Annotated in this window: 25 protein-coding genes and 1 riboswitch; of the genes, 13 read left to right on the top strand and 12 right to left on the bottom strand. The window is 70.4% G+C overall.

All coding sequences use genetic code 11. The features are described from left to right. From DMC18_RS14835 to DMC18_RS14800, 8 genes are all read right to left on the bottom strand, one after another. A partial coding sequence (locus DMC18_RS14835; protein ID WP_110118555.1) for a nicotinate-nucleotide--dimethylbenzimidazole phosphoribosyltransferase occupies window positions 1–758 on the bottom strand: 758 nt, incomplete at its 3' end. Further along, a complete protein-coding gene (cbiB, locus tag DMC18_RS14830; RefSeq protein WP_110118556.1) occupies window positions 755–1,711 on the bottom strand; it encodes an adenosylcobinamide-phosphate synthase CbiB in 957 nt (318 codons plus the stop codon). The genes DMC18_RS14835 and cbiB, both read right to left, overlap by 4 nt. Continuing rightward, the gene (locus tag DMC18_RS14825) at window positions 1,704–2,486 is read right to left on the bottom strand and encodes an ABC transporter ATP-binding protein (RefSeq protein ID WP_110118557.1); all 783 of its coding nucleotides are present in this window, start codon (window positions 2,484–2,486) and stop codon (window positions 1,704–1,706) included. Before DMC18_RS14825 ends, cbiB begins: the two co-directional genes overlap by 8 nt. Next, window positions 2,483–3,469, bottom strand: coding sequence for an iron ABC transporter permease (locus DMC18_RS14820; RefSeq protein WP_110133048.1), 987 nt, complete (start codon window positions 3,467–3,469; stop codon window positions 2,483–2,485). Before DMC18_RS14820 ends, DMC18_RS14825 begins: the two co-directional genes overlap by 4 nt. Further along, entirely contained in the window at window positions 3,466–4,311 is an 846-nt protein-coding gene (locus tag DMC18_RS14815; protein ID WP_233245178.1) for an ABC transporter substrate-binding protein, read from the bottom strand. The genes DMC18_RS14820 and DMC18_RS14815 overlap by 4 nt, the downstream gene beginning before the upstream one ends. Continuing rightward, window positions 4,308–4,913, bottom strand: coding sequence for a cob(I)yrinic acid a,c-diamide adenosyltransferase (cobO, locus tag DMC18_RS14810; RefSeq protein WP_110118560.1), 606 nt, complete (start codon window positions 4,911–4,913; stop codon window positions 4,308–4,310). Before cobO ends, DMC18_RS14815 begins: the two co-directional genes overlap by 4 nt. A gap of 14 nt (window positions 4,914–4,927) precedes the next feature. Then, entirely contained in the window at window positions 4,928–5,911 is a 984-nt protein-coding gene (gene cobD, locus DMC18_RS14805; protein WP_110133047.1) for a threonine-phosphate decarboxylase CobD, read from the bottom strand. Continuing rightward, window positions 5,911–7,809: a TonB-dependent siderophore receptor gene (locus DMC18_RS14800; RefSeq protein ID WP_110118562.1), complete on the bottom strand. Its 1,899-nt coding sequence runs from the start codon at window positions 7,807–7,809 to the stop codon at window positions 5,911–5,913. Before DMC18_RS14800 ends, cobD begins: the two co-directional genes overlap by 1 nt. 105 nt (window positions 7,810–7,914) lie before the next feature. Beyond that, window positions 7,915–8,116, bottom strand: a riboswitch (cobalamin riboswitch). A 38-nt stretch (window positions 8,117–8,154) separates the two neighbouring features. On the opposite strand from DMC18_RS14800, the gene cobU reads away from it, so the two are divergent. Further along, window positions 8,155–8,670 (top strand): bifunctional adenosylcobinamide kinase/adenosylcobinamide-phosphate guanylyltransferase, encoded by a 516-nt coding sequence (gene cobU, locus DMC18_RS14795; RefSeq protein WP_110118563.1) that lies wholly within the window; start codon window positions 8,155–8,157, stop codon window positions 8,668–8,670. Window positions 8,671–8,801: 131 nt separating this feature from the next. Then, entirely contained in the window at window positions 8,802–9,158 is a 357-nt protein-coding gene (locus tag DMC18_RS14790) for a response regulator transcription factor (RefSeq protein WP_110118564.1), read from the top strand. Here DMC18_RS14790 and DMC18_RS26065 read toward each other — a convergent pair. From DMC18_RS26065 to DMC18_RS14775, 4 genes are read right to left on the bottom strand one after another with little or no spacing between them, the layout of a single operon-like run. Next, window positions 9,143–9,283 carry a hypothetical protein gene (locus tag DMC18_RS26065; RefSeq protein ID WP_158285911.1) on the bottom strand — a complete coding sequence of 47 codons (141 nt, stop codon included), beginning with the start codon at window positions 9,281–9,283 and terminating at the stop codon, window positions 9,143–9,145. The genes DMC18_RS14790 and DMC18_RS26065 overlap by 16 nt on opposite strands. Before the next feature lie 59 nt (window positions 9,284–9,342). Next, on the bottom strand, window positions 9,343–9,987 hold the full coding sequence (locus DMC18_RS14785) for a DUF1190 domain-containing protein (RefSeq protein ID WP_110118565.1): 645 nt from the start codon (window positions 9,985–9,987) through the stop codon (window positions 9,343–9,345). An 8-nt stretch (window positions 9,988–9,995) separates the two neighbouring features. After that, complete coding sequence (locus tag DMC18_RS14780) at window positions 9,996–10,409, bottom strand: DUF350 domain-containing protein (RefSeq protein ID WP_110118566.1); 414 nt, start codon at window positions 10,407–10,409, stop codon at window positions 9,996–9,998. Window positions 10,410–10,435: 26 nt separating this feature from the next. Further along, on the bottom strand, window positions 10,436–11,074 hold the full coding sequence (locus tag DMC18_RS14775; RefSeq protein WP_110118567.1) for a YjfK family protein: 639 nt from the start codon (window positions 11,072–11,074) through the stop codon (window positions 10,436–10,438). A gap of 143 nt (window positions 11,075–11,217) precedes the next feature. On the opposite strand from DMC18_RS14775, the gene DMC18_RS14770 reads away from it, so the two are divergent. The 11 genes from DMC18_RS14770 to DMC18_RS14725 all read left to right on the top strand — a co-directional run bounded on the left by DMC18_RS14770 (window position 11,218) and on the right by DMC18_RS14725 (window position 22,423). After that, a complete protein-coding gene (locus tag DMC18_RS14770) occupies window positions 11,218–11,655 on the top strand; it encodes a YjfI family protein (RefSeq protein WP_110118568.1) in 438 nt (145 codons plus the stop codon). A gap of 29 nt (window positions 11,656–11,684) precedes the next feature. Beyond that, complete coding sequence (locus DMC18_RS14765) at window positions 11,685–12,419, top strand: PspA/IM30 family protein (RefSeq protein ID WP_110133046.1); 735 nt, start codon at window positions 11,685–11,687, stop codon at window positions 12,417–12,419. Between the two features lie 9 nt (window positions 12,420–12,428). Next, the gene (locus tag DMC18_RS14760; protein ID WP_110118569.1) at window positions 12,429–13,589 is read left to right on the top strand and encodes a glutathionylspermidine synthase family protein; all 1,161 of its coding nucleotides are present in this window, start codon (window positions 12,429–12,431) and stop codon (window positions 13,587–13,589) included. A 166-nt stretch (window positions 13,590–13,755) separates the two neighbouring features. Then, window positions 13,756–13,926, top strand: coding sequence for a hypothetical protein (locus tag DMC18_RS26595; RefSeq protein WP_198574898.1), 171 nt, complete (start codon window positions 13,756–13,758; stop codon window positions 13,924–13,926). After that, a complete protein-coding gene (locus DMC18_RS14755) occupies window positions 13,926–14,108 on the top strand; it encodes a DUF3606 domain-containing protein (protein WP_110118570.1) in 183 nt (60 codons plus the stop codon). Before DMC18_RS26595 ends, DMC18_RS14755 begins: the two co-directional genes overlap by 1 nt. A 397-nt stretch (window positions 14,109–14,505) precedes the next feature. Beyond that, entirely contained in the window at window positions 14,506–17,190 is a 2,685-nt protein-coding gene (gene ppdK / locus DMC18_RS14750) for a pyruvate, phosphate dikinase (protein WP_110118571.1), read from the top strand. A 291-nt stretch (window positions 17,191–17,481) separates the two neighbouring features. After that, the gene (locus DMC18_RS14745) at window positions 17,482–17,850 is read left to right on the top strand and encodes a MarR family winged helix-turn-helix transcriptional regulator (protein ID WP_370444620.1); all 369 of its coding nucleotides are present in this window, start codon (window positions 17,482–17,484) and stop codon (window positions 17,848–17,850) included. A 9-nt stretch (window positions 17,851–17,859) separates the two neighbouring features. Continuing rightward, a complete protein-coding gene (locus DMC18_RS14740; RefSeq protein ID WP_110133045.1) occupies window positions 17,860–19,869 on the top strand; it encodes an FUSC family protein in 2,010 nt (669 codons plus the stop codon). Next, a complete protein-coding gene (locus DMC18_RS14735; protein WP_110118573.1) occupies window positions 19,866–20,066 on the top strand; it encodes a DUF1656 domain-containing protein in 201 nt (66 codons plus the stop codon). The genes DMC18_RS14740 and DMC18_RS14735 overlap by 4 nt, the downstream gene beginning before the upstream one ends. Window positions 20,067–20,072: 6 nt before the next feature. After that, entirely contained in the window at window positions 20,073–20,975 is a 903-nt protein-coding gene (locus DMC18_RS14730) for an efflux RND transporter periplasmic adaptor subunit (RefSeq protein WP_110118574.1), read from the top strand. After that, on the top strand, window positions 20,972–22,423 hold the full coding sequence (locus DMC18_RS14725; protein WP_110133044.1) for an efflux transporter outer membrane subunit: 1,452 nt from the start codon (window positions 20,972–20,974) through the stop codon (window positions 22,421–22,423). The genes DMC18_RS14730 and DMC18_RS14725 overlap by 4 nt, the downstream gene beginning before the upstream one ends. Window positions 22,424–22,482: the final 59 nt, after the last annotated feature.

Genomic DNA, 22,482 nt, shown 5'->3' with positions numbered 1-22,482 from the left:
CGTCGCCGCGCGGCCGCGCCCAGCACCGCGCCGGCCATCATGGCGATCTCGCAGCCGCCGAACTGCGACAGCACGGCGAAGGCGTCGGTCGCGTCGCTGCGGGCGGCGGCGCGGGCGATGGCGACGGTCTTCTTGGCGAAGCCTGCCTCGTCGTGACCGGTGCCCTGGCCGACGCAGGCCTCCAGCGGGGCCGGCGCCAGGCGATGCATGACCAGGGCCGCGGCCGAGCTGTTGCCGATGCCCATCTCGCCGATGGCCAGCACGTCCGCCTCTTCCAGGGCGCGGCCGGCGATCTCGATCCCGCGCGTCAGGGCCAGGGCCGTCTCGTCCGGTGTCAGGGCGGCCTCGCGGGCGGCGTTGCGGGCGCCCAGGCGCACCTTGGCGTCGATCAGGTCGGGATGGGAGGGCAGCTCGTTGGCGACGCCGGCGTCCACCACCTTCACCGTCACGCCCGTGGCCTTGGCGAAGGCGTTGACGCTGGAGCGGCCGCTCAGGAACAGGCCGACCATCGCCACGGTGACGCTGGGCGGATAGCTGGAGACGCCTTCCTCGGTGAGCCCATGGTCGCCGGCGAACACCAGCAGGGCCGTACGGGCGGCGCGGGGCGAGAGGCCGCCCTCGATCAGGCCCAGCTGGACGGCCAGATCCTCGATCCGGTCCAGCGACCCCGGCGGCTTGGCCTTGCCGTCGAGCTTGGCGCGCAATTCGGCTTCCAGGGCGCGGTCGACGGCGGGGATGACGGGGGGCGTGAAGGTCATTGCACAAGTCTCCAGCCGGCCGCGCAGGCCAGGGCGACCAGCAGCCACAGCAGGGCGCAGGACCGGCGGTAGATCCGCAGGCCCCGGCGAAGGTCGGTCAGGTCCGGCGCGCGGCCGTCGCCGAAACTCGGGCGCTCCGTCGTCTCGCCGTCATAGCGGGCCGCGCCGCCCAGCTTGACGCCCAGCGCCCCGGCCATGGCGGCTTCCGGCCAGCCGGCGTTGGGCGAGGCGTGCTTGCGGGCGTCGCGCCGCATGACGTCCCAGCCCTTCCAGCCGGCGCCGAGGCAGATCAGCAGGCCGGCCAGCCTCGCCGGGACGAAGTTCACGACGTCGTCGGTCCGGGCCGCCGCCCAGCCGAACGCGCGCCAGCGCGGCTCCATGTGGCCGATCTGGCTGTCGGCGGTGTTCACCGCCTTGTAGGCGAACAGGCCTGGCAGGCCGAACAGGGTCAGCCAGGAGGCGGGCGCGACCACGCCGTCGTTGAAGCTCTCGGCCAGGCTCTCCAGCGCCGCCGCCGTGATCCCGTGCAGGTCCAGCTCCTCGACGTCGCGACCGACGATCTGGCCGACCGCGAGGCGGGCGGCGGGCAGGTCGCCGGCCTCCAGCGGGTCGAGCACGGCCATCACGTGCTGGTGCAGGCTGCGTTGGGCCAGGCCCAGGGTGGCCAGCAGCGCCACCGCCAGGGTCGCCAGCAGGCCGCTGTCGAACATCGACTCCAGCGCGCCGCCGATCAGCACCGCGCCGAGAATCAGCAGCGCCACGGTGACGACGCCCAGCTCCCGCCGCCGAAGTTCCGAGGTCTCCGGCCGGTTCCAGCGCCGCTCCAGGGCGTCGATGGCCTTGCCCACCCAGGTGACCGGATGAGGGATGGCCGCGTGCAGGCTCGCCGGATAGCCGACCAGGGCCTCGATCACGAGGGCCAGCGGAGGGGCGAGCAGCAGCGGTTCAGCCATGGCGTCCGACCAGTTCGATCAGCGGGCCGGTCTGGCCCTCCACCACCCTTGCCGTGACTCCGTAGGCCCTGGCCAGGACATCCGGGGTCAGGGCCTCGCGCGGCGGGCCGTCGGCGATCAGCTTGCCGTCCACCAGCACCAGCACCCGGTCGGCCAGGCGCGCGGCCACGGCCAGATCGTGAAGGGTCATGACCACGCCCTGGCCGTCCTTGGCGGCGAAGTCGCGCATCAGGTCCACGGCGTCCAGCTGGTGGCCGGGATCCAGCCCCGCCAGCGGCTCGTCGGCCAGCAGCCACGACGGCTCGCCGGCCAGCACCCTGGCGAACAGGGCCCGGCCGCGCTCGCCGCCCGACAGGCTCTTGACCTCGCGCAGGGCCAGGTCTTCGAGGTGGGTCTGCTTCAGGGCCTTGGCCACGGCCAGGTGGTCGGCTTCGGAGAGACCGCGCGCGCCGCTGTGCGGCGTGCGGCCAAGGCCCACCAGGGTCTCGACATCGACGGCCCAGGCCACCTCCGGCGTCTGCGGCAGGAAGCCGATGCGGCGGGCCCGCTCGCGATGCGCCAGCGAGGCAAGCGGCGCGCCGCCCAGGATCACGCTACCGGCGTCCGGTTTGCGCAGACCGGCCAGGCAGGCCAGCAGGGTGGACTTGCCCGCGCCGTTGGGGCCGACGACGGCGGTCACCTCGCCGGGGCGGAACTGCGCGCTGACGCCCGGCAGCACAGGGCGGCCGCCCAGGGCGACGGTAAGGTTCTCGGCGGAAAGCGTGGCTGCGGTCATGCAAGCCTCCGGCGCATGGTGATCAGGAGAGCCAGGAAGAACGGCCCGCCGACAGCGGCTGTGGCCACGCCCAGCCGCATCTCGGCCGCCGACGGGGTCAGGCGCACCATGATGTCGGCCGCCAGCACCAGGGCCGAGCCGGCCAGGGCCGACGGCACGAGCAGCGCCCCCGGCCGGTGTCCGACCAGCGGTCGCACCAGGTGCGGGGCGATCAGGCCGACGAAGCCGATCAGGCCGGTCACCGCCACGCTCGCCCCGGAAGCCACGCCGACGCCGACGGCCAGCAGCACCCGCACGGCCGACAGGTTGACGCCCAGGGCCGCCGCGCCGGTCTCGCCCAGGGTCAGGGCGTCCAGCGAGCGCGGCAGGGTCAGCAGCACGGCCAGGCCCGCCACGATCAGCGGCACGGCCAGGCGCACCTCGTCGACGCTGCGGTCGGCCAGGGAGCCCAGCAGCCAGCTGATGATCTCCTGCGCGGCCCAAGGGTTCGGCGCCAGCGACAGGGCCAGCGCCACGCCAGCGCTGGCTACGGTGTTGAGGATCACGCCGGCCAGCAGGAAGGTCACCGTGCCGCCGGTGGTGCCGGCCAGGGCCAGCATCAAAGCAACGCCGATCGCCGCGCCCAGCACCGCGCAGGCCGGCAGCAGCCAGGTCGCGGTGAAGGCCAGGCCCAGATAGAGGCTCATCACCGCCCCCAGCGCCGCCATCGACGACACGCCCAGCACGCCCGGATCGGCCAGCGGATTGCGGGTGTAGCCCTGCATGGCCGCGCCCGACATGCCCAGGGCCGCGCCGATGGCCACGGCCAGCACGGTGCGCGGCAGGCGCAGTTCGAAGATGATCGCCCAGCGCGGGTCGGACCGGTCGACCCAGGCGCTCCACGGCGCCCAGACGCGGCCGCTCATCAGCGACAGCCCGAAGAGGACCGCCACGGCCAGCAGCAGGCCGGCGATCAGCAGCCAGGTTCGGCGATTATGGCTCATGCTCGGGCCTTCAGGGCGTTGCGGCGGGCGGCCGCCAGGGTCGCGGCGGTGTGGATCAGGGTCGGGCCGCCGCAATAGAGCAGCCGCTCGGGGAAGGTCTCGCGGGTCATGCGGTGGCTCACCTTGGCCAGGGCGGGGTGGTTGAGCATCCGCTCGGCCCAGGTCGGGGCGTCGGGGCGGGCCTGTCCGGCCAGCAGCACCTGCGGCGGATCGGCCAGCAGCCGCTCCAGCGAGACGTTGCCCCATTTCTTCAGGCCGTAGCGGCTGGCGACGTTCTTGAAGCCCGTGCGGGTCAGCATCTCGTCGACCAGCGTGCCTTCGCCGGCCGCGAAGCCGTTGGGCTGGAAGACCAGCGCTTCCAGCGGCCTGGATCCCGGCGGCGGGGCGGCGGCGGCCAGGGCCTGGTCGATGCGGGCGATCAGAGCTTCACCTCGCTCGGGGTGACCGGCGGCGGCGGCGATGCGGCGGATGTCTTCCTGGTTCTCGGCCCAGCTGTTGGGCACCTTGAAGAGCTCGGCCCGCACGCCCAGCCGCTTCAGCGCCGCGCGGGTGGCGGGCGAGGAATGGGCCGCGCTCAGCACCACGTCGGGGCGCAGGGCGATCACCTCCTCGGCGCTTTCGTAGGTCATCGGATAGGACTTGGCCCGCTGCGCGATGCTCGATTGCTGCGGATCGCGGGCGTAGTGGCTGAGCGCCGCGATCTGGTCGCGATCGGCGACCTCGACCAGCACGCCGTCCAGGCAGGGATTGAGCGACACGAGGCGCGGCTTCTTCGGCGCGGCGGCGCCCAGCCCCACGACCAGACCGGCGCCCAGGGCCATGCGGCGGCTGAGCGTCGTCAAAACTCCACCCCGCGCTGGGCCTTGAAACCCTGCTCGAACGGATGCTTGACCAGGGTCATCTCGGTGACCAGGTCGGCGATCTCCAGGAGCTGCGGCTTGGCGTTGCGGCCGGTCAGGCAGACGTGCTTGTCGTTCGGGCGGGCCTTCAGCACTTCCACCACCTCGTCGATGTCGAGATAGTCGTAGCGCAGGGCGATGTTGATCTCGTCCAGCAGCACGAAGTCGAGCGTCGGATCGGCGATCATCGCCTTGCTCTCCTCCCAGGCGGCCTTGGCCGCGGCGACGTCGCGCTCGCGGTCCTGGGTGTCCCAGGTGAAGCCCTCGCCCATGACGCGGTAGCGCACCTGGTCGGGAAAGCGGCTGAAGAACAGACGCTCGCCGGTCTTCCACTTGCCCTTGATGAACTGCACCACGCCCACCTGCATGCCCCAGCCCAGCGAGCGGGCGACCATGCCGAAGCCGGCCGAGGACTTGCCCTTGCCGTCGCCGGTGTGCACCAGCAGCAGACCCTTCTCCAGGGTCTTGGTTTTCATCAGCTCTTCGCGCTCGGCCTTGAGGGCGCGCATGGCCTCGGCGTGCTGCTCGTTGGCGTTGTCGCTCATCGCGGGGTCTCCCATCACGGGGTCTTCAAGGCGGCGGCCAGGCGCGCCCAGTCGGCGTCGAATCCGGGCAGGCCGAAGCGTAGCAGGCTCGGGTCGTGATCGAAGGGCCGCGTGAGGATCCCGGCGCGCGCCAGGGCCTCGAAGCGGACGGAGGCGTCGGCCGCGCGGGCCAGGCGGAACAGGCTGGTCCCCCCGACCACCTCGAAACCGGCGCCCACCAGCAGGGCGTCCAGCCGCGCGGCGGCGTCGGCCAGACTGGCGCGCGTCGCGTTCGCCCAGGCGCCGTCGGGATAGGCCGCCAGGCCAGCGGCCAGGGCGGGGGCGGAGAGGGGCCATTCGCCCAGCGTCTCGCGCAGACGGCGGGAGAGGGCGGGCCGGGCGATCACGAAACCCAGGCGCAGGCCGGCCAGGCCGTAGAACTTGCCGAACGAGCGCAGCACGATCAGCCGCTCATGGTCCGGCGCGCCGGCGAACGGGGCGACCGACAGCGACGGCTCGCACTCGACGAAGGCCTCGTCGACCACCGCGCCGCGCTGGCCCAGGGCCAGCACCGCCTCGGGCGCCAGGCTGCGGCCGTCGGGATTGTTGGGGTTCACCACCACGCAGAGGTCGGCCTCGTCCGGGTCGGCCACGACCTCGGACCCGACGCGCCGCCAGGCGAGCGGGTGGCTGGAATAGGTGGGGACCGGCAGGCTGACCCGGCCTCGGGGCAGGATCTTGGGCAGCAGGCGGATCGCCGTCTCGCTGCCGGGCACGGCGACGACCCGGGCGGGATCGTCCACACCGAAGGTCTGGGCGGCCACGGCCTCCAGCCGCGCCAGGTCGGCCGGATCGGGCAGGCGGCCCCAGTCCTCGAAGGCCTGGGGCGGAACCGGATAGGGGCGGGGATTGATCCCCGTCGACAGGTCCAGCCACGGCGCGGGCGCATCCGGAAAACGCGCCCGCGCCGCCGCCAGGCGGCCGCCGTGTCCGGAAAGGGACGACGGCGAGCCGCTCATCAGAACTTCGCCCGCAGGCCGACGAAGGCGCCGCGGCCCAGCGAGCCGTAGCGGTAGATGGTCTCATAGTCCTCGTCGAACAGGTTCTCGACGCGGCCATAGACCTCGAAGCCGTCCTTCACGGGGTAGGAGGCCCGCAGGTCGACCAGGGTGTAGCCTTTCAGCACGCGGGTGTTGGTCGCGTTGTCGAAGCTGTCGCCGACGTACTGGACGCTGACGCCGGTCTTCAGGCGGTTGGCCCAGGCATAGTCGGCCTCGACCGTGGCGGTCTCGTCGGCGCGGCGCGCCAGGCGCTTGCCGTAGGTCGAGCCGGCCGAACGGTTCTGCGCCTTCATGTCCGTGTAGTTGGCGCCGAAGGTCAGGCGGTCGGTGGCCTTGAAGCTGGCTTCCAGCTCGACGCCGTCGGTCTTGGTCTTGGCGATGTTGGCGTAGAGGTAGGTCAGGGAGTCGAAGTCGACCTGGTTGGTCACGTCGCGGGTGAACCAGGTCAGCGCGCCGCGCAGGCGGCCGTCCAGCAGGCTGTGTTCGACGCCGACGTCCCAGCTCTCGGCTTCTTCCGGCTTCAGAGTCGTCAGCCCGTAGGGGCTGTAGAGCTGATACAGCGACGGGGCCTTGAAGCCTTCGCCGTAGTTGATCCGGAACACCGTCGCGCCGGCGTTGGGGGTGTAGGCCGCGCCGGCCTGCACCGTGGTGGCGTCGCCGAAGGCCGAGTGGTCGTCGCGGCGCAGGCCGCCGGTCAGGGTCAGGCCCGCGACCGGCTTGGCCTGCAGTTGCAGGTAGGCGCTGTCGAGATTGGCCGCGTGACGGTCGGGCGTCGGGTTGGGATCGTAGGTCGACGGCGAGGCGGTGCGGAACCACGAACGTTCGCTCTCGACGCCGAACACCGCGCGCAGGGTCTCGCTGATCTTCCAGGTGCCCTGGTACTCGAGCCGGGCGTTGGTGCCCTTGGCGTCGAAGGTCTTGGGAACGCTCGAGTCCGGATCGAAGTTGTCACGATCGGTCTGGGTGTAGGCCAGGGCGACCCGGCTCTCCAGGGCGCCGTCGAAGCCCGACATGCGCACGCCGCTGTAGGTCAGGATTTCCTTGGTCTTGGCGTACTCGTTGGTGTCGGCGAAGCTGTAGGCCGGGGCCGGGAAGCCGTCCACGTCGGCCTTGGAGTCGGCGTAATAGGCGCGCAGGTCCAGGGTCGCCCAGTCGGTCAGCTTCAGGTCGACGCGGCCCGACAGGCCGTAGTTGCGATAGCCGTCCTTTTCCTTGCCGCCATAGGCCTTGTCGAAGGCCGAGACGCCGCCGGTGGTGTAGTAGCCGCCGGCCAACCGCCAGCCGCCCCAGTCGCCGCCGGCGCCCACGCCGACGCGGCCATAGGCGGTGTCGCGTGAACCGCCTTCGACCGTGACGTCGGTGGCCAGGTCGCCGGTCGGGGTCTTGGTCAGCATGTTGATCACGCCGCCGATGGCCTGGCTGCCCCACAGGGTCGACTGCGGGCCGCGCAGCACCTCGATGCGGCTGACGTCGCCGGCCAGCAGGTTGGCGAAGTTGTAGCCGCCGCCGGTCGAGGACGGGTCGTTCAGCTTGACGCCGTCGATCAGAACGACGGTCTGGTCGGTTTCGGCGCCGCGGATGCGCAGCTGGGTGGTGGTGCCGACGCCGCCGTTGCGGGTGACGGTGACGCCGGGCGTGCGGGCCAGCACGTCCGAGATGATCACCGCCTGGGCGCTTTCCAGCTTGGCGGCGTCGATCACCGTGGTGGCGACCGCGGTCTCAGACTGCTTTTCGGGCGCGCGGCTGGCGGTGACGATCACTTCGTCGACCGCCGAGGCGGTATCGGCGAGAGCATAGGCCGGCAGGGCCAGGGCGGGAACTGCGGCCGCGAGGGCCAGCAGGGAAACAGGGCGCATGTCATTCCTCCGTGCGCGACAAGAAGGAGCGTGTTCTCGCGAACACGCCCGGACCGAAGCGTCGCCATGCGGGAAGACCCGATCGTACGGCGCACCCCGGCCGGACGAAGGACGACTGCGACAGGCAGGTCTCCTGGCTCGCGGGTCATCGTTGCTGCGCGTCGCCTTCCCAGCTCTCTTCCGAGGAACAGACCCAGTGGCGTGTGACGCGCGAACTCGCCGCTTACAGTTGCGGGGGCAGCCCGGGTTTCACACCCGAGTTCCCTTTTCATCCTCTTTGGGAGGAACCTGTCGCGCCGGCTGGACTATAGGGTGCGCCGCACACCGTCAATCTGGAGTTCCCCATTGTCACTGACCCTGGTCCTAGGCGGCGCGCGCTCGGGTAAGAGCGCCTTCGCGCAACGGGCGGCCGAGGCGAAGGCCGCCGTGGTCGGCGCCGCGCCGGTGATGATCGTCACCGCCCAGGCCTTCGACGCCGAGATGGAGGAGCGCATCGCCCGCCACCAGGCCGATCGCGGCCAGGCCTGGACCACCCTGGAGGCGCCCTTCGATCTCGTTTCCGCCTTGCGCGGCCTGCCGCCGGGCGGCGTGGCGGTGGTCGACTGCCTGACCCTTTGGTTGACCAATCTCATGCTGGCGGAAAAAGATTTCTCGACCGAAGCGGCAGCGCTGGTCGCCGCGGCGTCGGCCTTCGACGGCGAACTCTGGCTGGTCTCCAACGAGGTCGGCTGGGGCGTCGTGCCCGACAACGCCTTGGCCCGCAGGTTCCGCGACGAGGCCGGCCGGCTGCATCAGGCCCTGGCTGCGGCCGCCGACGCCGTCGAACTGGTCGTCGCCGGACTAAGCCTGCGGATGAAGTGATTCCCGGCGCTCTCGCTCAGCTTGCTCAACTTTCGGCGATGCGACGATTGCGCACGCAGACACCGGGGGCGCAGGCATGGTTAAGACCTATTTACACATTCGAATTCACTTAATTCGACGGGCGGGCTGCCATGCGACGGATCCTCATCGCCGAAGACGACATGCTGCTTGGCGGCGTCTATGAGGTCCTGCTGGAAGAGGCGGGGTTCGAGGTGCTGTGGAGCCGTGACGGCCAGGAAGCGCTGGAAGCCTTCGACGCCTTCGCGCCTGATCTGCTGATCACCGACAACGCCATGCCGCGCATGACCGGCGCCGAACTGATCCGTTCGCTCGAAGGGCGGGGAACGCCGGTGCTGATGGTCTCGGCCAGCGATCCGCAGGTGCTGAAGGTCGAGCCCGACCTGTGGCTCGAGAAGCCGGTGACGCCGGCGCGCCTGCTGTCGGCTGTGCGCGCCATGGAGCGCGCGGGCGTTCAGGCCGCGGCCTGAAGTCCCACCGCCACGGCTGTCGCGAACAGTCCCAGGCCCAGACCCCAGACGACGCAGAAGGCCAGGGTTGGGTGGCGCTGCCACCAGCGCGGCTGGGGAACCCCCGTGATGGTCTTGTCGGTCATGCGGTCGCCTCGCGTGGTCGTCGATAGACCAACGCGAGACGCCCCGCCTTTAGTTCCCTCTAGCCGCCGAAGCCGCGCGAGCCGCCGCCGAAGCCGCCGCGCGAGATGACGCTGCTGCGGCTCTGCACGCGGGTCGGCGCCTCGTAGCGCGACGGCGCGTCGAAGCTGTCGGTGCGCACCCGGCTGCGGCCGGTCAGGTAGTCGCGCGACACCGGATAGCCCGAGCCGCTGTAGTAGGTGCCGTCGCGGTCGCGGTACATCGGCGCGCCGCGATAACCGCGGTTGCCCATGTTCTCCAGCGCCTGGCCGATGATGAAGCCGGTCAGCAGCGGGGTGAAGAAGCTGCCGCCGCCGTTGGCCTGGCTGCGCGGCACGCACTGGTCGACGCCGTAGCGCTCCTCGCAGCTCTGCTGGTCGGAGAACTTGGGCGCGTTCTCGGCGCTGGCCTTCTGGGCCTCGTCATAGGCCGTCTGGCACTGGTCGGCCGTGAAGTCGCCCGAGGCCTTGCACTCGTCGAGATTGGCGAAGCTGGAGGCGTCGACCTTCTTGCCCGAGACGGCCGCGGGGGGATCGCCCCACTGGGTGGCCGAGCCGGGATCGTCGCACGCGACCAGGGTGAAGGCCGAGCCGGCCATCAGGCCCGTCAGCGCGACGGCGCTGGAGCGCTTGCGGCGGCGGGACGGGACGGGGGAGTGGGCGTTCATGTCCGGCCTCACGAGGTCATGCAGGCGGCGTTCAGCAGGCCGACGGCCAGCGAGATCGAAGCCAGATAGACGCCGGCGGCGACCTCGGCCTTCTCGATCCGGTCGATCAGGTCCTTGAGCACCGTGAACCGCACCAGGGTGAAGGCGGCGATCTGGATGACGGCGGCCAGGGTGGCCCAGGCGGCGAACTCCAGCAGGCTGACGGTGTGGCTGAGCGCGGAAGCCAGCGGCAGCACGTAGCCGACCACGGCGCCGCCAAGGGCGATGGCCGCGGCGACGTTGCCCTCGCGGATCAGCTTGGCCTCGTTGTAGGGCGTCACCGCCTGGTAGACGATCTTGAAGATCACCGTGAACACGCCGGCGGCGACGAAGGCCACCAGGAAGGCCAGGGCGCTTTCGCCGAAGGCTTGGACGTCGAACATCTCTAGTTTCCCCTATGGACCGTGGTTCAGGCGCGGAATTCGCCGACTTCGAGCGGCACGCCGATCATGGTTTCGAACGAGACCTCGCGGTCCTCGGTCTCCATCTCGATGGCCAGCAGCAGTTCGCGGCCCTCGCCCGGCAGGTCGCGGGCGAACAGCATGCAGGTCTGGAAGATCCGCCGGTCGGGAATCCCGTCCCGGTCGTCGTGCAGGTCTTCCCAGAAGGTCACGGGCTCCTGGCTCTCGGCTTCCTCGCCGAACCAGAAGCGGTGGTACTCGGGCAGGCCGGCGGGCGTGAAGGTGCGGGCGCGCAGGCGTTTGCCCCAGGCGTCGCGATCGGCCCGGCTGCCCGGATAGGCGCTGTCCCAGGGGACGAACAGGGTGACGTCGGTCAGGCGCTGACCCTCGCGGTCGTCGGAGACCGCCTGAAACATCACGTGGTCGTCGGTGTAGAACCGGTGCACGAAGCCGCCGTCCTTCAGGTCCACCAGGCCCTGGGCGGTGATTTCCAGCGTGTCGTGGTCGAGCGGGAATTTGCTGTCGGCGCCGAAGCGCTTCCAGGCCAGAGGGTCCAGCCAGACGGTCCGCCCCAGCGTCACGTTGCGGATGGCGGGCAGGGCCGACTCGGGAGCGGGCTCCTTGCGGCCGAATAAGCGACTGAACATGGCTGGTCCCTGAAAGAACGCTCCCTCATGTACGGCGCCAGCCTGCGCTGTAAAAGGGGCCATGCTCGCTCTCGACGACTGGCCTTCGGTCTCCCATCTTGTATGAAACGGCCAAGATGGCCCGTGAAGAGGATGACGACCCGATGAGTCAGACGCCCTGGACTGTCCGCTCCCTGAAGGCGGCCCTGGACGAAGCGCCCGGCGTGGGCGCCGACGAGCTGAGCGTGCGGGTGCTGGAAGGCTCCGACCCGATCCTGCTGGTCACCATGCATTGGCAGGGCGACCTCGAGATCTATGTCAGCGTCAGCGACCAGCAGATCGCCGCCTCGGCCCTGCTGTGGCCCGTCGACGAACAGGAAGACCGCCACGCCTTCAACGAATTCCTGCTGAAGGCCCAGAAGCTGGTGCCGCTGTCGAACTTCGGCATCAGCGCCGTCGGCGGCCGCGACTACTACGAGCTGTTCGGCGAGCTTTCGACCACGACCTCGATCGAGGATATCGTCATCGAGCTGCGCACCCTCGCCGAAAACGCCATCGAGGCCGCCTCGGACCTGCGTACTTCGTTCTCCACCGCCGCCTGACCCTAACCGAAATTTCCCGGAGCCCTCCGATGTCCATCTGGCGCAAGCTGTTCACCCTGGGTCGCGCCGGCGCGCACGAAGCCACGTCCGCCGTCGTCGACGCCAACGCCATCCGCATCCTCGACCAGGAGATTCGCGACGCCGATACGGCCCAGGCCAAGGCCCGCGACAACCTGGCCACCCTGGTCGCCCGCCGGCGCATCCAGGAGAACGACGTCAAGAGCCTGCGCGAGCAGGTCGCCAAGTACGAGAACTCGGCCCGCGCCGCCGTCACCAAGGGCGACATGGACCTGGCCCGCCAGGTGGCCCAGCGCATCGCCGACCTCGAAAGCGACATCGCGCTGAAGGAGCCGCAGATCGCCGGCATGCGCGAGGCCGAGGACCAGCTCCACACCGCCATCGCCGCCACCGACCGCCGCATCGACACGCTCAAGCGCGAAGTCGAGGTCGTGAAGGTCAACGAGTCGGTGCAGCGCGCCCAGGCCGCCGTCACCGCCCGCGGCGCGGGCGCCGGCGCGTCCCTCGGCTCGGCCGCCGACAGCCTGGCGCGCATCAAGGAGCGCCAGATGGTCCGCGGCGAGAAGATCAAGGCCGCCGGCGAACTGGAAGACCGCCGCACCGGCGCGGATCTCGACGAGAAGCTGCGCGTCGCCGGCATCCTGCCCGGCCAGTCGTCGGCCGACGACATCCTGGCCCGCCTCGCGCCGCAGCCGGCTCCGCTGCAGATCGAGGACAAGGCCGCCGACGGTTCGAAGACCGAATAAGGACCCCGCGTGCGCCGTCTTTCCCTGACCCCGCGCCCAGACTGGCGCGAGAAGGCCGAAGCCGTCGGCTTCGTCTACCACCACACCGGCGGACAGGCCTATTGGGACGAGGGGACGGCGTACGCCTTCACCCTGCGCGAGATCGAGGAGGATCTGGAGCCGGCCGCAGCGCAGCTTCATGACCTGTGTCTCGATCTCGTCGACGAGGCCGTCGCCAGCGAAGAGCTTCTTGCGAAGCTGGCGATCCCGCCCGAGCACTGGGACTTCGTCGCCGCCTCCTGGCGCGCCAAGGAGCCGTCCCTCTACGGACGGTTCGACTTCGGCTATGACGGCTCCGCGCCGCCCAAGCTCTACGAGTACAACGCCGACACCCCCACCAGCCTGTTCGAGGCCGCCACCTTCCAGTGGCTGTGGCTCGAGGACCTGCTGGCGCAGGGCGCGCTGCCGGCCGGGACCGACCAGTTCAACAGCCTGTTCGAGACCATGCGCGAGCGCTTCGGCGTGCTGTTCCCCAAGGGCGGCTTCGTGCACTTCGCCAGCGACGCCGACGCCGTCGAGGACCGCCAGACGGTGCGCTTCCTCGAAGACCTGGCGTCCCAGGCGGGCCTGGACCCCAAGTTCGTGGCCATGGACGCCATCGGCCTGAACGAGGAGGGGCAGTTCGTCGACACCGACGGCTATCTGCTGCAGGCGGCGTTCAAGCTCTATCCCTGGGAAGACATGCTGCGCGAGCCCTACGCGGCTAACCTGACCACGGCCAAGGTCCGCTGGCTGGAGCCGCCGTGGAAGGCGATCCTGTCCAACAAGGCGATCCTTCCGCTGCTGTGGGAGCGCCACAAGGGCCATCCCAACCTGCTGGAAGCCTATTTCGAGGGCGACCCGGCCGCCGCCAATCTCGGCGCCAACTATGTGCGCAAGCCGCTGTTCTCGCGCGAGGGGGCCAATGTCGAGATCGTCGGGGCCGGCGCCGAGCCGGTGCTCGACCAGGGCTACGGAGCCGAGGGCGCGATCGTCCAGGCCTTCCACCCGCCGCCCAGCTTCGAGGGCAGGCATCCGGTGGTCGGCGCCTGGATCGTCGGGGCCGAGCCCGTGGGCATGGGCATCCGCGAGGACGACAGCCAGGTCACCAAGAACCTCGCGCGCTTCGTGCCGCACATCATCGAGGGCTGAGGTCTGGCCTGATCTTTATCTCCGTAAAATCCCCGCGAAAGCGGGGACCCAGGCTTTTTCTGCCATCCACCGCGCCCCACGATAAAACACCTGGGTCCCCGCTTTCGCGGGGATTTTACGGATTAAGGAGGCGGGGTAAGCGTTTTCGAGTGCTAGGCTCCCCCAAATGAGCGACTCCAACGACGACGGCCCGCCGGGCGAGACCCCGATCCAGCGCGCCCTGCGACTCAAGCAGGCGGCGCTGGCCGCGCGTCCCAAGCCGCCGCGCGGCGGTCGCTTCCAACGTGAGCAGGCCAACCGTATCGCGGCCGGCTCCTCCAAGCCGTGGAACAGCTGATGGCCGGTCTCAAGGACAAGCGTGGCTTCATCGACAAGGAGCGCCTCGACCTCTCCGAGCGCCAGGCCGTCGAATATTGGATGAAGCGCTGGGGCGTCACCCGCGACCAGCTGACCGCCGCCCACCGCAAGGTCGGCAAGATGACCAAGGACATCGCCGCCGAGCTCGGCAAGAAGCGCTGAGCGGGCAGGGCGCTCGCCTTCCGCTCGCCCCCTCGCTCGTCCCATGAGTCCGCCCGGCGACTCCCGCTGTGCGATCACAATCCAAATCGGCGACGCGCGGTGGTCGTCCGCCAGTCCCGAAAAGGCGGCGTGATTGTCCGTGTGGCGACGTTTCGTGCCTTTGAAATGGCGAGCGCCGTCAAACTGCGATCAAGACAACGTTGTCATAGCAATGATTTGCTGAATTCTTGGCAAAACTGCGGGAACGCAAAGCGCAGGTGGACGCGTTCTTGGCCAAAATGCTAGGGAGGCCACGGATATTGCACTGCGGGATTCAAGAACGCGGTCATGTTCCAGGGCGAGACGACCCCGATAGAGGGCGCGGCCTTTTTTCACTTTATCGCAGGGTGAATTCAAAATGCCGGTTGAGACGCTGACGAAGTCCCTTTGGGTCTATTCGTTCGGGGGAGGCGGCGCCGATGGCGACGCTTCGATGAAGAACCTCCTTGGAGGGAAGGGCGCGAATCTCGCTGAGATGTCGTCGCTGGGCCTGCCCGTTCCGCCTGGCTTTACGGTCACCACCGAGGCCTGCGTCCACTATTACAGCAACGGCAAGCAGTACCCGGCCGAGCTGGCCGGGCAGGTCGCCGCGGGCCTGGCCAAGGTGGAAGCCATCACCGGCAAGCGCTTCGGCGACGTGACCAACCCGCTCCTGGTGTCGGTGCGCTCGGGCGCCCGCGCCTCGATGCCGGGCATGATGGACACCGTGCTGAACCTGGGCCTCAACGACGAGACCGTCGAGGGCCTGGCCAAGCTGTCGGGCGACCGCCGCTTCGCCTACGACAGCTACCGCCGCTTCATCCAGATGTACTCGAACGTCGTGCTCGACCTGGAGCACCACATGTTCGAGGAGATCCTCGACGACCATAAGGACCGCCTGGACGTCCACGTCGACACCGGCCTCACCGCCGACGACTGGGCCGCGGTCATCAAGGACTACAAGGCCGCCGTCCAGAACGAGCTGGGCAAGCCGTTCCCGCAGGACGCCCAGGAGCAGCTGTGGGGCGCCGTCGGCGCCGTGTTCGCCAGCTGGATGAACGACCGCGCCAAGTTCTATCGCCGCATGCACGACATCCCCGAAAGCTGGGGCACGGCCGTCAACATCCAGTCGATGGTGTTCGGCAACATGGGCGACACCTCGGCAACGGGCGTGGCCTTCACCCGCAACCCGTCGAACGGCGACAACCGCCTGTACGGCGAGTTCCTGATCAACGCCCAGGGCGAGGACGTCGTCGCCGGCATCCGCACGCCGCAGTCGCTGACGAGGGCCGCTCGCGAAGAGATGGGCGACACCTCTCCGTCGATGGAAGAGGCGATGCCGGAGGTCTTCCAGCAGTTCAAGACCGTGGTCGAGACGCTGGAACGCCACTACCGCGACATGCAGGACATCGAGTTCACGGTGGAGCAGGGCGTGCTCTACATGCTGCAGACTCGCAACGGCAAGCGCACCGCCAAGGCTGCGCTGAAGATCGCCGTCGACATGGCCGCCGAAGGCGTCATCAGCAAGGAAGAGGGCGTTTCGCGCGTCGAGCCGGCCTCGCTGGACCAGCTGCTGCACCCGACCATCGACCCGACCGCCCACCGCGACGTCGTCACCGTCGGCCTGCCGGCCTCGCCCGGCGCGGCCACCGGCAAGATCGTCTTCGACAGCGACGAGGCCGAGAAGGCCGCCGCCAACGGCGAAGCCGTCATCCTGGTGCGCGAAGAGACCTCGCCGGAAGACATCCACGGCATGCACGCCGCCCGCGGCATCATCACCGCCCGCGGCGGCATGACCAGCCACGCCGCCGTCGTGGCGCGCGGCATGGGCCGTCCCTGCGTCTCGGGCGCCGGCGACGTGTCGATCTTCGCCAAGGAAGGCCTGTTCCGGGCCAAGGGCCGCGAGTTCAAGGCCGGCGAGATCATCACCATCGACGGCTCCATCGGCGAGATCCTGGCCGGCGCGCCGAAGATGATCGAGCCCGAGCTGACCGGCGACTTCGCCACCCTGATGGGCTGGGCCGACCAGGTCCGACGCCTGAAGGTGCGCGCCAACGCCGAGACGCCGCTCGACGCCAAGACCGCCCGCCAGTTCGGCGCCGAAGGCATCGGCCTGTGCCGCACCGAGCACATGTTCTTCGACGACACCCGCATCGCCGCGGTGCGCGAGATGATCCTGGCCGACGACGAAGCCGGTCGCCGCACGGCCCTGGCCAAGATCGCGCCCTTCCAGAAGGCCGACTTCGTCGAGCTGTTCACGATCATGGAAGGCCTGCCGGTCACCATCCGTCTGCTCGACCCGCCGCTGCACGAGTTCCTGCCGCACACCGAAGAGGACGTGCAGGCCGTGGCCCAGGCCACGGGTCTGGACGCCGCCAAGCTGCTGCGCCGCGCCAAGGAGCTGCACGAGACCAACCCCATGCTCGGCCACCGCGGCTGCCGCCTGGGCGTCTCCTATCCCGAGATCTACGAGATGCAGGTCCGGGCCATCGTCGAGGCCGCCTGCGAGATCGCCAAGTCGGGCAAGGCCGCCCCGGTGCCGGAAATCATGCACCCCCTCGTCGCCAAGGGCGAGGAGATGAAGTACCTGCGCGAACTGACCGACCGCGTCGCCAAGGCGGTGCTGGCCGAGCAGGGCGTCGACCTGAAGTACACCGTCGGCACCATGATCGAGCTGCCGCGCGCCGCCCTGCGGGCCGGCGACCTGGCCGCCAACGCCGAGTTCTTCAGCTTCGGCACCAACGACCTGACCCAGACGACGTTCGGCATCAGCCGCGACGACGCCGGCAAGTTCCTGGGCGCCTATATCGACAAGGGCATCTTCGAAAAGGACCCCTTCGTCAGCCTCGACCAGGAAGGCGTCGGCGACCTGATCCGCATCGCCGCCGAGCGCAGCCGGGCCGTGCGTCCGGACGCCAAGCTCGGCATCTGCGGCGAGCACGGCGGCGACCCGGCCTCGATCGCTTTCTGCGAAAAGGTCGGCCTCGACTACGTCTCCTGCTCGCCCTACCGCGTGCCGATCGCCCGTCTCGCGGCGGCCCAGGCCGCGCTGGCCGGGAAGTAGGCCAAGATCCTCCCCCTGAAGGGGGAGGTGGCCTGAAGGGCCGGAGGGGGAAGTCTCCTCCTCCCTCAACACTGCGACAACTTGAAACGGCCCCGCTCCTCGAGCGGGGCCGTTTTTCGTCATTCGCCCGCTTGCACGAACATCGATAGGAAGCTATCTAAATAGATAGCAAGCTACCTATCGTTCTTCGAGCATTGTTCCATGACCGACGTCCGAATCCTCAGCGAGCGCACCTTCACCGGCGCCATCCTGCGCCTGGCGCGCATCTATCGCCGCGAGGTCAACCGCGCCCTGGCCGAACACGGCCTGTCCGACGCCCGCGCGCTGCCTGTGCTGCACATCGCCCGCGCCGGCGGCGGCATGCGCCAGGGGGTGCTGGCCGAGGAACTGGGCGTCGAGGGACCGTCCCTGGTCCGCGTGCTCGACCAGCTGTGCGCCGCAGGCCTCGTCGAGCGCCGCGACGATCCCGCCGACGGCCGCGCCAAGACCCTGCACCTCACCCCCGACGGCCAGGCCCTGGCCGTGATCGCCGAAGACACCGTCCAGGCCGTCCGCTCGCGCCTGCTGGTCGGGGTCAGCGACGAGGATCTTTCCGCCACCCTGCGCACCTTCGCCGCCTTCGAGGCGGCGCTGGAAGCCGCCAACGGGCAGGGGGCTTAAGTCCCCGCCATGCCCAAGTTCGATCGGTGGACGCTGCTGTTCTCGGTGAACAGCTTCGCGGCCGCCATGCTCGCCCTCTGGATCGGCTTCGCCGTCGGCCTGCCGCGTCCGTACTGGGCCATGACCACGGCCTATATCGTCAGCCAGCCCCTGGCCGGCGCCGTGCGCTCCAAGGCGCTCTACCGCGTGCTCGGCACCATGCTGGGCGGCGCCGCCGCCGTCGCCCTGGTCCCGGCCCTGGTCAATGCGCCCGTCCTGCTGTGCCTGGCCCTGGCCCTGTGGGTCGGCGGCTGTCTGGCCGTGTCGCTGCTGGACCGTACGCCGCGCAGCTATGTCCTGATGCTGGCCGGCTACACCGCCGCCATCATCGGCTTTCCGGCCGTCAGCCAGCCGTCCGCCATCTTCGACCTGGCCGTCTGGCGCGTGGTCGAGATCGGCTTAGGGATCGTCTGCGCCACCCTGGTCCACAGCCTCGTCTTCCCGCGTCCCGTCGGGACTGTCCTGCGCGCCCGCCTGACCGCCTGGCTGGGCGAGGCCGACCGCTGGGCGCTCGACGTGCTGAAGGGCGCCGACGCCCAGGCCTTCGCCCGCGACCGCCGCCACCTGGCCGCCGCCGCCAGCGAGATCCAGATGCTGGCCGTCCACCTGCCGTTCGACACCTCGCGCCTGCGCGAGACCACCGGCGTCGTCCGGGCCCTGCACGAGCGCCTGCTGATCCTCATCCCGCTGCTGTCGGGCCTGTCCGACCGCATGCTGGCCCTCAAGGACGTCCGCGACCCGGCCGCCCGCCAGGCGCTCGACGCCGTCGTCGCCTGGATCGAGGCCGGCGCCACGCGCGGCCCGGGCCTGGAGCTGATCGACCACCTGCGGGCCGAGGCCGCCACGCGCCGCGGCGGCGACTGGAACGCCCTGCTGGTCGAAAGCCTGCTGGTGCGCCTGGCCGAAACCGTCCAGGCCCTGGCCGAGGGCCACGCCCTGATGGTTCGTTTCGAGGACCCCGACGCCCCGCTGTCGCCGGCCCTGGCCGCCGTCACCGTCACCGCTGGCCGCCGCCGCATGCACAGCGACTTCCCGCTGGCGCTCCTGTCAGGAGCAGCGGCCGCCATCGCCGTCCTGCTGTCCTGCGCCATCTGGATCGTCTCCGGCTGGAGCGACGGCGCCACGGCCCCGGTCATGGCGGCGGTGTTCTGCTGCTTCTTCGCGGCCATGGACGACCCCGTGCCGGCCATCCGCAGCTTCGGGATCTTCACCCTGGTCTCGCTGCCGCTGTCGGCGCTCTACATGTTCGCCGTGCTGCCGGCCATCGACGGCTTCCCGCTGCTGGTCCTGACCCTGGCCCCGCCGCTGCTGTTCATCGGCCTGTTCATTCCCAACCCCAAGACCATGGGGGCGGCGCTCGCCGTGCTGATGGGCTTCTGCAACGCCATGGCTCTGCAGGAGACCTTCAGCGCCGACTTCGCCAGCTTCCTGAACGTCAATCTGGGCCAGTTCGTCGGCCTGGGCGCGGCGATCTTCGTCACCGCCGCCATGCGCTCGATGAGCATCGACGCCGGCGCCCGCCGCCTGCTGTCGCGCACCTGGAAGGGCCTGGCCCGCCTGGCCCGCGCCCGCAACGCCCCCGAGCCCGCCGCCTTCGCCGCCACCCTGGTCGACCGCCTGGGCCTTCTGACCCCCAAGCTCGCCGCGGTCGGCGAGCGCCATGACCTCGTCGGCGTCGACGTCCTGCGCGACCTGCGGGTGGGCATGAACCTCGTCGCCGTCCAGGGCGCGCGGGGCGAAGTCTCGGGCCCGGCCCGCGCCTCCCTCGACGCCGTGCTCGACGGGATCGGCGATCACTACGCCGCCCTGTCGGCCGGCCGCCGCCAGCCGCCGCACGCCGACCTGCTGGCCCGCCTCGACCAGGCCCTGACCCGCATGGGCCAGACCGCCTTCGTACCCGGCGGCGTCACAGGCCTCGTCGGCCTGCGCCGCAACCTCTTCCCCGACGCCCCCGCCTTCAATCCGGAGCCCGCCGCATGATCGGCGAATACAACATCGACGGCGTCTTCCTGTCGTCCGTCCTCGTCTCGGCCGTGGCCGCCCTGGCCGCCACCTTCGTGCTGCGCCGCGTGCTGTCCTGGACCGGCGCCTACCGCCTCGTCTGGCACCCGGCGCTCTTCGACACCGCGCTTTTCGTCATCCTCTGGGCCGCCGCCGTGGCCCTCGTCCGTCCGTAGAAAACCATGCCCCAGCTCAAGACCATCCTCCCCCAAGCCGGCCGCGTCGCGGTCACCCTGGCCGTCGTCGCCGTCGCCGTCGTCGGCGGCAAGCGCCTCTGGGACCACTACCAGGTAGATCCCTGGACCCGCGACGGCCGCGTCCGCGCCGACATCGTCCAGGTGGCTCCCGACGTCTCGGGCCTGGTGACCGACGTCCAGGTGGTCAACGACCAGACCGTCAAGGCCGGCCAGCCGCTGTTCTATGTCGACCGCGACCGCTACGCCTTGGCGGTGAGGCAGGCCGACGCCGCCGTCGCCGCCCAGAGGGCGCAACTGGCCCAGGCCCGCCGCGAACTGGCCCGCAACCGCCTGCTGGGCGACCTCGTCGCCGGCGAGGTCACTGAGCAGAGCCTGGCCAAGGTTGAGCAGGGCCAGGCCGCCCTGGCCCAGGCGCAGGCCGCCCGCGATCTGGCGGCGCTGAACCTGAAACGCACCCTGGTCACGGCCCCCACCGACGGCTTCCTGTCGGACCTCACCCTGCGCACCGGCGACTACGTCACCGCCGGCAAGCCGGTGCTGGCCCTGATCGACAGCCGCTCGTTCCGGGTCGAGGGATACTTCGAGGAGACCAAGCTCAAGGGCCTGCACGTCGGCCAGAAGGTCGACGTCCGGGTCATGGGCGAGGACCGTCCGCTGCACGGCCATATCCAGTCGATCGCCGCAGGCATCGAGGACCGCGACCGCGCGGCCGGGGCCAGCCTGCTGCCCAACGTCAACCCGACCTTCAGCTGGGTGCGCCTGGCCCAGCGCGTTCCGGTCCGGGTCGCACTGGACGAGACCCCGAAGGACCTGCGCCTGATCGCCGGCCGCACCGCCACCGTCGCGGTGCTGGGCCAAGGCGCGCGGGCTACGGGGGCGAAGCAATGAGTACGCTCCGCACCCTCGGCGCGGCCGCCTCCCTGCTGGTCCTGGCCGCCTGCACGACCGTCGGCCCCGACTACAAGCGCCCCGACGCCGCCAAGATCAACGAACCCGCCGCGCAAGGCGCGTTCATGGGCGCGAGCAACGCCGCTGTCAGCCAGGACCCGGTCCCCGACGGCTGGTGGAAGCTCTATGACGACGAGACGCTGAACGGCCTCGTGCAGGAGGCGCTGAGCGCCAACACCGACCTGCGCGTCGCCGCCGCCAACCTGGCCCGCGCCCGCGCCGTGGCCGGCGAGGCCGACGACGCCGGCGGTTTCTCGGCCGGCGCCTCGGCTGCGGCCATGCACGCCCGTGAGTCCGGCGAGCAGTACCTGCTGACCGAGCCCCTGCCGGTCGAGAACCTGGCCGACGCCGGGGTCAAGGTCTCCTACCAGGTCGATCTGGTCGGTCGGCTGAAGCGCGCCGCCGAGGCCGCCCACGCCGACGAAGACGCCAGCCAGGCGGCGCTGGATCTGGCCCGCGTCAGCGTCGCCGCCGATGTCGCCCGCGCCTATGTCGAGGCCTGTTCGTCGGGCCACGAGATCCATGTGGCCGAGCAGACCCTGGATCTCCAACAGAAGAGCCTGGATGTCACCAACCGCCTGATCGCCGCCGGCCGCGGCACGGCGCTGGACGCCACCCGGGCCCGCGCCCAGGTCGAGCTGCAGCGCGCCGCCATTCCGACCTTCGAGGCCCATCGCAAGGCCGCGCTCTACAAGCTGGCCGTCCTGACCGGCAAGCCGCCCGCCGAGTTTCCGAAAGCCGTAGAGGCCTGCGCCTCGCCGCCGAAGCTGTCGCAACCCCTGCCGGTCGGCGACGGGGCGGCGCTGCTCAAGCGCCGGCCCGACGTGCGCCAGGCCGAACGCACATTGGCTGGAGCGACCGCCCGCATCGGCGTCGCCCGCGGCGCGCTCTATCCGAACATCAGCTTTGGCCTGGGCGCGGGCACGACGGGCCTGCTCGCCGATCTCGGCCAGCCCGCCGCCAACCGCTGGAGCCTCTCAGGCCTGGTCTCCTGGACCCTGCCGGGCGAGGGCGAGCGCGCCCGCATCCGGGGCGCTGAGGCCGGCGCCGACGGGGCCTTGGCGAAGTTCGACGGCGTGGTGCTGAACGCCCTGCGCGAGACCGAGACCAGCCTGACGGCCTACGCCCACGAACTCGACCGCAACGCCGCCCTGCGCGCCGCCCGCGACGAGGCCGATAAGGCCGAACGCCAGGCCGCCACCCTCTACAAGGCCGGCCGCACGCCCTACCTGCAAGGCCTCGACGCCCAACGCACCCTGGCCGGCGCCGAAGCCGCCCTCGCGGCCTCCGACGCCGCCGTGGCCGCCGACCAGGTCAACCTCTTCCTGGCGCTCGGCGGCGGCTGGGAAAACGCACCGGCGGTGAAGGTGGTGCAGGCGCAGCGCTAAACCCCTCTCCCCTTGCGGGAGAGGGTGGCCTGCGAAGCAGGTCGGGTGAGGGGTCTCTC

This window comes from Caulobacter sp. D5 (assembly GCF_003185805.1).
Classification (GTDB): domain Bacteria; phylum Pseudomonadota; class Alphaproteobacteria; order Caulobacterales; family Caulobacteraceae; genus Caulobacter.
The sequence above is the reverse complement of the archived record's forward strand: the minus strand, read 5'-3'. Positions and strand labels throughout refer to the sequence as shown.